10 protein-coding genes and 1 pseudogene are annotated in these 12,113 nt (G+C 60.9%); 10 read left to right on the top strand and 1 reads right to left on the bottom strand.

Features of this window, described 5'->3' with window-relative positions:
• Positions 1 to 182 precede the first annotated feature (182 nt).
• From BRAS3843_RS14775 to BRAS3843_RS14810, 10 genes are all read left to right on the top strand, one after another.
• Positions 183 to 1,841 (top strand): DNA primase family protein, encoded by a 1,659-nt coding sequence (locus BRAS3843_RS14775; protein WP_244425324.1) that lies wholly within the window; start codon positions 183 to 185, stop codon positions 1,839 to 1,841.
• A gap of 1,219 nt (positions 1,842 to 3,060) precedes the next feature.
• A complete protein-coding gene (locus tag BRAS3843_RS14780) occupies positions 3,061 to 3,429 on the top strand; it encodes a transposase (protein WP_008969737.1) in 369 nt (122 codons plus the stop codon).
• Positions 3,426 to 3,776 (top strand): IS66 family insertion sequence element accessory protein TnpB, encoded by a 351-nt coding sequence (gene tnpB, locus BRAS3843_RS14785; RefSeq protein WP_008969738.1) that lies wholly within the window; start codon positions 3,426 to 3,428, stop codon positions 3,774 to 3,776. Before BRAS3843_RS14780 ends, tnpB begins: the two co-directional genes overlap by 4 nt.
• A gap of 69 nt (positions 3,777 to 3,845) precedes the next feature.
• Positions 3,846 to 4,499, top strand: coding sequence for an IS66 family transposase zinc-finger binding domain-containing protein (locus BRAS3843_RS42160; protein WP_008969739.1), 654 nt, complete (start codon positions 3,846 to 3,848; stop codon positions 4,497 to 4,499).
• Positions 4,475 to 5,305: an IS66 family transposase gene (locus tag BRAS3843_RS42165; protein WP_244425327.1), complete on the top strand. Its 831-nt coding sequence runs from the start codon at positions 4,475 to 4,477 to the stop codon at positions 5,303 to 5,305. Before BRAS3843_RS42160 ends, BRAS3843_RS42165 begins: the two co-directional genes overlap by 25 nt.
• Positions 5,248 to 5,472 carry a transposase domain-containing protein gene (locus BRAS3843_RS42170; RefSeq protein WP_008969741.1) on the top strand — a complete coding sequence of 75 codons (225 nt, stop codon included), beginning with the start codon at positions 5,248 to 5,250 and terminating at the stop codon, positions 5,470 to 5,472. The genes BRAS3843_RS42165 and BRAS3843_RS42170 overlap by 58 nt, the downstream gene beginning before the upstream one ends.
• 1,364 nt (positions 5,473 to 6,836) lie before the next feature.
• Positions 6,837 to 7,325: a hypothetical protein gene (locus BRAS3843_RS40720; RefSeq protein ID WP_175361124.1), complete on the top strand. Its 489-nt coding sequence runs from the start codon at positions 6,837 to 6,839 to the stop codon at positions 7,323 to 7,325.
• Positions 7,326 to 7,541: 216 nt separating this feature from the next.
• The gene (locus tag BRAS3843_RS14800) at positions 7,542 to 8,087 is read left to right on the top strand and encodes a hypothetical protein (RefSeq protein ID WP_139024864.1); all 546 of its coding nucleotides are present in this window, start codon (positions 7,542 to 7,544) and stop codon (positions 8,085 to 8,087) included.
• A gap of 4 nt (positions 8,088 to 8,091) precedes the next feature.
• Positions 8,092 to 9,153 (top strand): hypothetical protein, encoded by a 1,062-nt coding sequence (locus tag BRAS3843_RS14805; RefSeq protein ID WP_008969746.1) that lies wholly within the window; start codon positions 8,092 to 8,094, stop codon positions 9,151 to 9,153.
• A gap of 789 nt (positions 9,154 to 9,942) precedes the next feature.
• Positions 9,943 to 10,755, top strand: coding sequence for a hypothetical protein (locus BRAS3843_RS14810; RefSeq protein WP_244425322.1), 813 nt, complete (start codon positions 9,943 to 9,945; stop codon positions 10,753 to 10,755).
• 547 nt (positions 10,756 to 11,302) lie between these two features.
• Here the strand turns inward: BRAS3843_RS14810 and BRAS3843_RS41510 are convergent.
• Positions 11,303 to 12,113 (bottom strand): annotated as a pseudogene (locus BRAS3843_RS41510) (hypothetical protein); the annotation flags it as partial.

The raw sequence follows: 12,113 nt of genomic DNA on the forward strand, positions 1-12,113 counted from the left end.
TCAGGAGCGGCGTCGATCCGGCACGGATCGCTGATATCATCGAACATGGGAACTTTGCTTGTGCGGCGTCCTTCGCCCCGCACCCCGCAGATGGGGGTCGCCCTTATGACGGGCAGCGCAAATCCGATGTCGAGCCGGCTGGCAATGCGCTCTGCGCCGACGCCGCCGAAACCGCGCAAGATGTGCTTACACTCTGCGCCGCCGAGCCGCAAAACGACACCGGGAACGGGCAGCGGCTGTTGCACCATTTCGGCGGAGATCTGTTGCACATCCGAAATGTTGGCTGGCACGCGTGGGCCGGCACGCATTGGGAACGCGAGGGCGGCAACGAACTCGCGACGCGGTTCGCGCAAAAGACGGCCGCGCGTATCGCGCTTGAGGCTGACGTGATGGCGGCCACGGAGAACGAGCAAGCCGCGATCGATGCCGCGAGCCAGGCGCGCGCTCAGATGACGGCCATCGAGCGAGAAAAGGGCTTGGTCGACTGCCGCAAGGATCAACGCTGGCAAACGATGATGCGCGTCGTCGAGCGAGGCGCGGAGGCGAGCGGCGCTTTGCAAGCTCGGCAGATCGCCCGCCGCAAATATTCGGTATCGAGCGGCAATGCCGCAAAAATTCGCGGCATGCTCGATCAAGCGATGCCCCATCGAACGGTGACGGTCGACGAGCTCGACGCGGACGGGCTTTCGTTTAACGTGCTCAACGGTACGGTGCGTTTCCGTTGCACTGAGGAACCTGATCCGGACGCGCACGATCATGAAACCAAGATGGTCAAGCGCTGGCACGTCGAGCTCACGCCGCACGACCGCGCCGATCACATCACCAAGGTGGCGCCGGTGGAATATGTTGCGGGCGCCAGATGCCCCAATTTTGAAAAGGCGGTGACGCGCTTCCTGCCGATCGAGCCGGTGCGCGCCTTCGTGCAGCGTTATCATGGCTATGCCTTGACCGGCTTGACTGGCGAGCAATGCTTTGTGTTTTCCTACGGCACCGGCGCCAACTGGAAATCGACGTTCGTCGAAATCGTGGCGCGTATCATGGGGCCCTATTGTGCGACGATCGCGTTCGAGTCGCTGTCGGGCGATCAGCAGCGCTCCGGATCGCAGGCAACGCCTGATCTCGCCCGTCTGCCCGGCGCGCGCCTGGTACGCGCCTCCGAGCCCGAGCGCGGCGTGCAATTCAAGGAGGCGCTGATCAAATCGCTGACTGGCAGCGAGCCGATGCTCGTGCGGTCACTCAACAAGGAATTTTTCGAGTTCCGGCCTGAGTTCAAGATGGTTCTGAGTGGCAATCATAAGCCCGAGGTCAGCGGCGTCGACCATGGCATCTGGCGGCGCATCAAATTCGTACCATGGCCGGTCACGATTGCAGATCACGAACGGCGGCCGATGGAAGAGGTCATGGGCGAGATTTGGCCCGAGCGTTCTGGAATCCTCAATTGGCTGATCGCCGGCGCGCTGGATTACCTCAATCGCGGTTTGCGGACGCCGGCCGAAGTGATGGATGCGACGGCCGAATACCGCGACGAAATGGATCCTATTGGCATGTTTACTGACGCCTGCATCGAAAGTGTGCCGCCCAATCCCGACGGCTCGCCAGCCTCCTACGTGACTGCACGCGATGTGTACGACGCCTTTACCGCCTGGGCCGAGGCCAATGCCGTACGCGCTTGGAAAGAGACTATGTTCGGCCGTGCCATGGGGCAAAAGGGCTTCGTCAAGCAACGCCACGCCTCGGGCCTACGCTATCTGCACGTGCGGCTCAAAAACGTGCCGGCTGCGCCAAGGCGTCGCGACGAGGTGCCTCCGCATCCTGGCGACGAGGATTTCGCGCCGGTCTAGGCATGTAGGGCTGCAAGATGCATGTAGGGTTTCAAAAACCCTACATGCGTAAATAGGCAAGTGGGATCAATAGGCTAAGGGTCACCATGTAGGGTATGTAGGGTTTTTCGCAGCTTCCCGTCTCCTACCCTTTCGAAGTGCAGGCGGAGCGAAGATCAAGCTTCTCATGTGTGCGTAGAGTCTAAACCCTACATACCCTACATGACAGGAAGCAAATATATGGAAACATTCAACAAACAACCATGTAGGGTTATATTCAAACCCTACATCAACCCTACAGCCCTACATCAACCATCCACAAAGGTGGGGCATCGAACCGGTGAATCGCAAGATCGATATTGAAAAGTTGTTGCGTTGGACCGTTCGCGACGAATTGCAGAAAAGGCTGCGGCGTCACCTAGCCGCTTGGGACGCAATTGCGGATATGACACGCTCGGCACGGGTGGTGTGCAGCAAGGGGCTACGCGACGGATTTTTTTTTCGCCGCGACCGCGCGAGGACGCGCTCATCGGGCGCGCAGGCTGATTGGAGGAGGGCTTGCATTTGTTCGCGAACTCGCGGGCCGTTGCTGCGAGGTGAGGCCCTGGTCGGCGCCCGCGGGTTTAGACCGCCGCAATACCTGGTGATCGCACGCAAGGTTCGCGACCCAACTCGGTTTGAGCAACGCGTGCCCACAAATGCTCGCGCCGAAAGATGACCGCTATGAGCTTTCGACAGTGCCGCGCCCCGCGCCGAGCTCGTCGAGGTGTGAGCGAGCAAGCCCGTGTTCAACACCGAGCTCGTACCGGTGCGCACGCAACGGCAGGCCTAAGCGAGGCTCAATCAGCGCATTGAGTACCGATCTCCGCGCCCGACCCACCGGCGCCCGCGCGAGGGTCTGGGAGCATGGGACTGCGGGTCCTTCTAGGCCCCCCGCCCCACACGGCCCAAGCGCGCCCCCAAGCTTCGCCAGCCAGTTTGGGCGGTTTTTGGGTTGACACGGTTGACAGGTTGACACGGGCGCTCTGCCAGAGTCCTTTCCTGGGCACCATCACTCTCCTAAGAGAGTGAAATCCCAAACGAATTAGCAGAATCAACGACTTGCCCGCTACATAAGCGTGGTACAATGCCGTTGGCTATGTCTCGCGTCCATGGAAGCATCGTAAGCTTCCGGTAGTGGTCGCCTTGCGCAGGAAGTGACGCTTGCGGAAGGCATAGGACTAGTCCTGGAGCTAGTCCTATGACCACGGCGGAAGTGGAAGTGATCACGTCGGAGCGGCGACGGCGGCATTGGTCACGGGTGGAGAAGGAGCGTATCGTCGCGGCAGCGTTGGAGCCGGGAGCGACGATCCTGGGTGTGGCGCGCGAGTTCGGTGTTCATTCGAGCCAGGTTTTTCGCTGGCGGCAGGAACTGTGCGGCAAGGCTGCCGCTCCGGCATCTGGATTTGTGCGGGTGGGGATCGCGGCAGCGCCGGAGACGGCAGCGCCCTCGTTGCCGGGGCTGATCGAGATTGAGCTTGAGACCGGGGCCAGGATCCGGATCAGCGGCGCGGCCGATGCGGTGACCGTGACGGCAGTGATCGGGGCGCTGCGGGCGGGCTCGCGATGACGATCCCGATCCCTTCCGGCACGCGGGTGTTGCTCGCAACCGGTCACACCGACATGGGCAAGGGCTTCGATGGTTTGGCGCTGCTGGTCCAGGAGACGTTGAAGCGCGATCCGCATCGCCGCCATCTGTTTGTGTTCCGTGGCAAGAGCGGCGGTCTGATCAAGGCGCTATGGCATGATGGCCAGGGCATGTGTCTGTTCGCCAAGCGCCTGGAGCGCGGTCGCCTCATCTGGCCATCGCCTCGGGACGGAACGGTCGCGATCACACCGGCGCAGCTCGGCTACCTGCTCGAAGGCATAGACTGGCGCCATCCGCAGCACAGCTGGCGGCCCGAAGCGGCGGGCTGACTTGCGCGAGTGTGAAGCGCAGAAGGCGGATGGTGCAACTGCACCGGAGCTGTGATTCCATCTCCAGCGATGATCACAGCCGATTCGCTTCCCGATGATGTCGCGACGCTGAAGGCGCTGGTGCTCGCCGGCCAGGCGGCCCAGCTTGCGGCGGAAGCCAAGGCGCGCAATCTCGAGGCCGAAGTGCGAGCTCGAACGCTCCTGATCGAGCAGATGAAGTTCACGATCGCCAAGCTCAAGCACGAGCAGTATGGGCCATCCTCAGAGCGTTCGTCGGTGCTTGAGCAGCTCGAGCTCGAGCTTGCCGACCTCGAGGAGGATGCGTCAGAGGCAGAAGCCGAGGCGCGGCTGGCTGCCGAGCGCGCCAGGGCCCAGCGGATCGCGGTGCAGCCATTCGAACGGCGGCATCCGGCCCGCCGGCCGCTGCCCGAGCATTTGCCGCGCGAGCGCATCGTTCATCCCGCGCCAGTCAGTTGCCCATGCTGCGGTGGCGACAGGCTGCGCAAGATCGGCGAAGACGTGACGGAGACGCTGGAACTCGTTCCACGGCAGTGGAAGGTGATCCAGCATGTGCGCGAGAAGTTCTCCTGCCGGGCCTGCGAGACGATCAGCCAGCCGCCGGCGCCGTTCCACGCCATCGCGCGTGGCCGCGCCGGGCCGCGTTTGCTGGCGCATATCGTGGTCGCCACGGACTGCATCTGCCGCTCAATCGACAGAGCATGACCTACGCCCATGAAGGCATCGCGCTCGACGTCTCGGCACTCGCCGATTGGGTCGGCGCTGCAGCTGTGACCTTGAAGCCTCTCGTTGACGTGCTACAGGCCCACGGCTTCGCAGCCGAACGCCTCCATGCCGACGATACGACGGTGCCGGTGCTGGCCAAGGGCAAGACGCGAACTGGCGCCTGTGGACCTATGTGCGCGACGATCGCCCCTTCGCCGGGCATGCTCCGCCCGGGGGCCGTGTTCTTCTACTCTCCTGACCGCTCCGGCACACATCCCGAAGCGCATCTTAAGGGCTATGCCGGACTGATGCAGGCGGACGCCTATGCTGGTTTCAACCGGCTCTACGAGGCTTCGCGCAAGCCGGGCCCGATCATCGAGATCGGCTGCTGGGCGCATGCGCGGCGCAAGTTTTTCGAGCTCGCGCGGCTGAAGAAGGCGCCGATCGCGAGCGAAGCAGTCCAGAAGATCGACACGCTATTTGCCATCGAGCGCGAGATCAACGGCGTGCCGGCACAGCAACGTGCCGCCATGCGCAACGAGCGCAGCCGTCCATTGGTCGAAGAACTCCATGCCTTCCTGCGCGGGCGTCGCGCCAAGCTCTCCGGCAAGAGCGAGACCGCCCGGGCAATCGACTACAGCCTCAAGCGCTGGGAGGTGTTCACCCGCTTCCCCGACGACGGCCGGCTCTGCATGTCCAACAATGCCGCCGAACGCGAGCTGCGCACTGTGGCCGTCGGCCGCAAGAATTGGACCTTCGCCGGCTCCGACGAAGGCGCCGCCGGGCTGCGGCCATCTACACGCTGATCCAGACCGCCAAGCTCAACGATATCGATCCGCAAGCCTGGCTCGCCGACGTGCTCACCAGGTTGCTAGATCATCCGGCAGCAAGATCGCCGAACTGCTTCCATGGAACTGGAAACACCCTGACGTCTCCGCGGCAGCCTGATCGTTCAGGTCAGGCTGCTACTTGACACAAGCTGGCTGACCCGGGGCCTTCACCGGATGCGTACCCTGGAAACAGATGCATCTCGCTAGACTGCGCGACTATGTGGACCAACAACGGCGCGTGATGGAGTCGAGAAGAATGACGACGTCGCGGCCGCGCTCGACCCAGCACGATCGATCGAAAACTCGTTCGGCACGATGAAGGCCCTTATGGGGGCGACGCACTTCTTCACCAAAGCGCTTCCAAAATAGCTGCCTTGTTGGCGCTCCCGGGTTCTGGCCCATAATCTCACACGGGTCTTGAACATTGTAGACAAAGACACCGGTCGCTGCGACTCGTAGCCTGAGACACCCTCGGCTCCCGGCTCTCAGAAATGACCCGCCTTAAGACCGCTCCTACACGGCCAAGACACGAGGAGAAGTTCGGCAGATCTGCGTTTTGGCCCTAACGAGCCAACGACCGGCGGGACGCAGAATCGGAGTTCCTTGGCACGCGATGGCGCGCCTAGCGCTGCAGCAAGTCCGGTATTGAGTCCTCCGGTATTGAATGGATCAACATCTCGGCGATCCCCAGATCGAACGAATTCGGCACAGGTCTACCGGCTCCAATCCCTCGATAGAAACCGCGCGCAAACGCAATGGCCGCCTTATCGCCAATTGTGTCCTTCATCCCAATGACAAACGGCACGCAGGTCAGAATCTCGTCCGCCTGAGTGCGTGAATAGCACGCGTTCAACAGTACGCAGTGAAGATGATCTCCGCTCGCTCGAAACAGAGTCCGCAGGGCACTGGCGGACACTGGTATCGACTTTGCCGCCTCGTTCTCAAGAAAGATAGCGCCTGAAGGCCCCCCGTGCCCGGAGAAATGTAAATAGCGCGGAGAGAGATCGATCAGCGTTCGGCTCAAATCTTTCGGACGAACGGCACCTCGTTCGTGGAACAGAAATTTGTCCCGTAGCCCCGCTCGCTCCAACTCCTCTCTGATCTCTCTTGCTTCCTCGCTCAGCCGGAGCACAGTCGAATCTGTTGGGTTAGCCGCCAAGAACAAGATCGTCTCTCTCGTCGTCGTAGCGCAGCTCGCGTCCAAATACCGGAGAAAATCAAGTGTGTGATCTACCCAAAGCGCTATCCCCTCAAAGAAGTGCCCCTCGCTGTGATTGTGCTTTGACTGGCGCCCGTCGTTTCCCTCGTCTATGTGAGGGTGCAAGTCCGCAGGGGTTGACCACCTTGCCTGATGCTCATGAGCAAATTCTTTGCACCGCCTCCAAGGAGAGCTCTCTAGTGTGCGCCCCTTAAGGACCTCTCGCGCTCTTTCCTCTACCAGTTGCTCGATCAGCGTTACCTCTGCGTCGCGCGGCCAATCCTTAACCTCCGCAGTTTGGACGCCATGATGATGAAGGGAGACGAGCTTAGCCTTTCGCTTCAATTCGATGAGAAGAGCTTCGATCGCTTTGCTGTCTTCGCGCATCGGGCGGCATCTCTCAATGATTTGCGGAAGCACGGGAGCTGTCGACATGAAGAGGACGGCACTCCGCCCCCCATTTGCTGCCGCATTGTGCTCGAAATGCAAGTGCTTGGCAATCAAAGTGTAGCATCGGAGTCTTGTGCCGCGCGGGACGACACATTGCTGGTTTCCTTTCTGCTACGGCCCTACGCCACAGAGGCCAATCGCAACAGCAAGTGCAGTCAACCCAGCACGGCTGACTGCGGCCATCTGTATCAAGGATCGCAATTAATCACGCGCACCTTCATTATTGCCTGCTCGTGGCTGTGGCACACTCGCGCGAGCCGGTTAGCCGTCATTTGCGAACAGGACATCGGCATCCGGCGAAGCGGTGACCTCGTCAATCATGAGCGCTGGTTTAAGCGGCTGCGATGACTACCTCGGCATTCGCGTGGGCAGTGTCTATTCGGCGGTAGCGAGTTGGCGTCCAACGGTTGCTGCATGGCCAGGCTATCCTGAGCAGTGCGGCGCGCCTCTGACCCGATTGCCGTACGTCCGCCTGTGAGCTAGATTAGACCGCTCGTACGGCGAGCAATGGCTGCCGTATGCTCGCCGCCGGGAGACGCGCGGCAGGTCGGATGGCGCCCAGAGATGTACGAATCGTCACGGGTCAATTGCCTGCGAGTCGGCCAGACTAGGCGCCAGTTATCGCGGCTGCGAGCGGAGATCTGCGACTGGCGCACCCGGCGTCGTCGACTCGACGTACGCGAGCGGCACGCGACCCAGCTTAGGACCCTGCAGCAGCAGTTTGAGTTTATGCTTGGCGAGATCGAGCGCAGCCTAGGCGAGATCAGCCTGGCGCCGCCGCCATTGCAGGCCTATACCGACTGTCGCAAGGCGGATTGCCGGCTGCTCGTGGTGCGGCGCCTGGGGCAATACTTCCGGGATAAATTCGGCCAGCGCGATGACGACCGGCTCAAGGCTATTCCGGTCACCGCCGACGAGGTGATCTGGAGCGGCTACGTCCAGCCCGTTCGCAAGGCGAAGGCTGCTCTACGGAGCGTGCCTTTGCCCTATATTGGGTCGTTCTGTTCGCCCAGTGCCGTTTCGCGCGACCAGCCGCCACAGGATCTGCGTTCCGACGTGGACGCCGAGTTTCTCGACGCGATACCCGGCTTCACACAGAGAGGAGGCTGACGCCATGAGTGCAATCGACGCCATCTGGAACACCATCAAGGGCTGGGCCACGCAGAATGCGACGCAGTACGTCTGCGAAGTCATTCCTCACGAGCGCACAGATATGACCGGGCCGGACGATCCGCTCGTGCCCTACAAGAGCTACATGCGGCTTTGGATCGCCGACATGTACCTCGCCCAAAGCCGGCTATGGTTCCAGAATCAGTTCCCAGCGGTTCACACCTCGGTTGGGCTGAAGTTCGGGAAGGACCCGGTCAAGATCAGCCACGTGACCGACGGGATCGGGCAGGTCGGCCCCGGGTGGCAGGGCGACTACGCGCTCACCGACCTCATTCCGTTCGGTGGAGGCACGGTCGAGATCCAGTCAGCCCTGCTGGCCCTGAAAGGAACTAACTACCTGAAGGAATCGATCAGCATTCTCAAAGACTTCTCCGGCCTGATCGCTGCGCCGCTAAATCAGACCCTGGACATCGCCGAAAAGGTGTCGAGCAGTATGCAGACCCTGTTCACAGGCGGTGCGAATGCAATCTCGGTCGGATTCCACAAGCAGTTCGTCGCCCCGGGCGGCGGCGCCGGAAACGTGATCAAGCCCTGCTACATCGCGCTTGTCGCGGCGACTGATCAGCAGATCGACAAGGCCAGTTTGTCGGTGAAGGGAAGCCGACTTCACTACCCGGAGAACGGTGGTCCTCCCGCGCCGCTCGAGGGGTATGACTACCTGCTGCTTCGCATCGAAGCCCGCACGGAGCGCGACAACTGGCGCATGCCCAACATCGAGGAGCCGCTCAACCAAGCGATCCAGGCGACGCTCGAGGGCGACGCCGAGAAGGCGAAGCAATACAAGACGGCGGCGCTGCTGGTGATATGGCAGTCGCCCGATTTGGCGGTCGGAGATCGTCGCCGCGTCGCCGACGCGATCGAGGCGGAGCTCGCAGAACTCGGCGGCTCGGGCCGTGGCGCCGTGGGGGCGCAGATGCGCTCTCTCGCGCAGATCGTTGAGGCGCGCGCCCCCAAGGCGAAGCGCCGGGATGAGCTCACCTTCTCCGAGATCGTCGCGGGGCTCTGAGCGTTCGGCGGGCGAGGGGAGCGCCTGTCCGCGCCGACTGCGACGCCAATCGCCGCAGCCGGTCCCCTGCCGGGAATGCGGCGGCGCTTTGCAAGTCGCGAGTGGCGCGGATGTGGTTGCGCTGAATTTCCTCGCCGTTAGGTGATCGACCTCAGCGAGGGGCTCTGCTCGATGTTAATCGATCGGCCATTGAACTTGCCTCGAGCAACCCGACTGCAAACTCATTCTGTGCGACGACCCCTACTTGGCAGTCGAGGCGCAAGAAATACCTGGAGCTATTGGGCCTGCGGAAGGAAAGGGTGGCACCGGGCGGGTGAGCCAGGCCGACTACGCGTGCAGGTGCTTCAAGCGCAGTTGGTCCAGGGCGATTGAACACGCTCCCCTGAGTCAACTTCGGAGCGAAGGCGGTGCTGGAGGTCAGGGCGGACTAGGTGGGGCTGGTGGACCAGGACTGCCCGGCGCTCCTTTCGGACCTCCGGTTCTCGAAGCCATCTTGTTCCGATTTTCCGGTCCCGGTCGCTTGGCGAGCCAGCCAACCAGCCGAATCGCCATTTCATGTCTTGCCTTTATGCGCACGTCAGCGTCAGCCGAAAGCAACAACTTTCCGATGCGTTGTGATCTTTTTGCTACTGCGCGGTGGCGAGGAGAGCACTAACATTTCACTTTTGAGGAGACCGCGAAGACCCGGGCATCCCGAGTTCGCTTCGAAGTAAGTTGACGATTGCGCGCGTCTCGCACAATGACGGCGAGGGGGCGAATATGGGCGTGGCAAGGCTTGTAGCTGGAGTTATGCTGCTGTTTGGCTTAAGCGGCTGCGGGACCTACGTACCTGACATACGCGACTGGCCCAACAACAGCGAGGTCGGCGCGGTCACGATGGTTCACGCAATCGTTCGCAGCGTCGAGTGCGAACTGAAGAACGCGGTCACAAGGGTCGTCAATAACGATGTTCGCGCCGCGCGTCTACGTGCTAGCCACCGAACCTATACGGATTTCCTCAACGATTGGGGCGCGGAGGTAGCGTTTACTTTCACGATCGACGAAAAAACTGCTGTCAATCCAACCGCCGTGTGGATGCCACCATCACCGGCGTCTGCAATCTTCACGCTGGGTGGGAACGCCACAGTGTCAGCGGACGCAACCCGTGTCGAGAAGCTGAATTTCTTCTACACGGTGAAGGATCTTTACCTCCGTGATGGTCAGGTTTGCGATGCCAGCGGGGAAGATCCCAGCGGCTCCTTTCTTATTAAGAACGATCTCAAGATCGCAGAACTCCTGGATCTCAGGATAACACCTGTCGTAACGGGTAATGCGACTGCGCCCAGCGGAGACAAGAACGTCTTATCGCACCAGGTCACCTTCGAGGTCGTGACCAGTGGAGGCCTGACCCCGACATTGCAACTGACGCGGGCAACGATCAACGGATCAGGAACCTTCCTGAGCGGCAGCCGAGACCGGACACATGATCTTGTGGTCACCTTTGGTCCGCTAGACAAGCCCGGGGGCGGTAAGTCGCTGATTGCGATCGCCGAGCAATCGCACGCTATCTCGCAACTCACCAGCGGCTACACGACCGGCGTCAGGTCGATTCTGTCGCGATGAGCTGGTGACGAGTGTTCCCCACCAGAAGGAGTGTTGAATGGCAAAAGGCACAAAGAAGCGAGGATTGAAACAAAGCAAACGTTCCGCGACAAGACGGGGATCGAACAAAAGGACTTTGGCGGCAAAGAAGGCTAAGAAACGCGTAGTAAGGCGGCGCGCTATCCCCGGTGCTTCGCAACATCACGCAGTGTTTAGAAGTCTGACAACGCGGAGCAACCAGCACAACAAAGCGCCGGTCTGCTACCAGCAATTGGCCGATGGATCCTGGATGATATGCTTCCTTCAAAGCGATGGCACATACGCGCAATGCCAGCCCTATACCGGTCCAATCCACCAACCGCCATGCGGTTGAGTGCGTAGATGGGATAGCTGTGGCCAACTAGCTGTTTGCCGACGATTGGCGAGAAATCTTACTTTAGTGCTCTCTGCGAGCCGTCATGTCGAACTCGGCCAGTCCCGCGGCAAGATCTAAGATAACCGGCAACCATCTGGCTGATGGCGGGTTCTCAATTCGACATGCAGACCGGCGCAAGAGGAGAAGTCAACTCTATACAAAGGCGAATTCTGGCACCGCCCGCGGGCTGGCCTTTGCGACAATCGGAGCAGCAGCCGACAAATCAATGCGAAAAATCCCACGGCCGTGGGTGGCACATACGAGGGTTTCACCAATCCAAATTAAGTCTTCGACCGAGACATTGGCAGGTCCCTCGTTGGTTGGCGACCAGTTCGCGCCACCATCTTCGCTTGCAAACACTCCCACCTCAGTGCCGAGATAGATCCAATCCGGCTCACTTGGATGAATAGCTAGGGTCCGGACCGGCGCGTTCGGCAAGCCCGCGCCGATATCACTCCACGTAGCGCCGCAATCCCTGGTTATCCAGAGGTTGCTCTTGGCAAAGCTGCCGAATGCGACCAGCGCAGTGTTCTTGTCATGCGGCGAGATCAAGATGTGCGTCACATAGCGTCCGCTAGGCAGCGGCCCGTCGACGCGCGACCAAACCGGATTGACAGCCGTCGCATTCATCGACTTGCTGATCTCTCCTTTGTCGTAGCCAATCCAAACCAGATCGGAATCTTTTCGCGCCACAGCAATCGCACTGATGAATCCATTTGAGGGCGCTTTGATACGCGTCCACTTTGGTCCCTTGGTCGGTGTGTTCGGGGTCTTGGCGTCATCTGTTCGCCAAAGTGATTCGCCGCCAGCAAGAAGCCGGTTGGGTTGGTTAGGGTCGATAACAAAAGGCGCAATGAACAGCGCGCGCTGGTTGAATGCATCCGGGATCTGAAATGGAGCGGGCTTCCACATCCAGCGCCGCGTCGCCGGATTCCAGTATTGACCGCTTATATAGCGATTGCCC

It is taken from the genome of Bradyrhizobium sp. STM 3843 (genome assembly GCF_000239815.1).
Taxonomy (GTDB): Bacteria; Pseudomonadota; Alphaproteobacteria; order Rhizobiales; family Xanthobacteraceae; genus Bradyrhizobium.

Bases quoted from the DNA above. Each gene is read 5' to 3' on its own strand.
- BRAS3843_RS14780 (WP_008969737.1), top strand. From the start codon at position 3,061: ATGACCACGGCGGAAGTGGAAGTGATCACGTCGGAGCGGCGACGGCGG.
- tnpB (WP_008969738.1), top strand. From the start codon at position 3,426: ATGACGATCCCGATCCCTTCCGGCACGCGGGTGTTGCTCGCAACCGGT.
- BRAS3843_RS42160 (WP_008969739.1), top strand. From the start codon at position 3,846: ATGATCACAGCCGATTCGCTTCCCGATGATGTCGCGACGCTGAAGGCG.
- BRAS3843_RS40720 (WP_175361124.1), top strand. From the start codon at position 6,837: ATGATGAAGGGAGACGAGCTTAGCCTTTCGCTTCAATTCGATGAGAAG.
- BRAS3843_RS14800 (WP_139024864.1), top strand. From the start codon at position 7,542: ATGTACGAATCGTCACGGGTCAATTGCCTGCGAGTCGGCCAGACTAGG.
- BRAS3843_RS14805 (WP_008969746.1), top strand. From the start codon at position 8,092: ATGAGTGCAATCGACGCCATCTGGAACACCATCAAGGGCTGGGCCACG.
- BRAS3843_RS14810 (WP_244425322.1), top strand. From the start codon at position 9,943: ATGCTGCTGTTTGGCTTAAGCGGCTGCGGGACCTACGTACCTGACATA.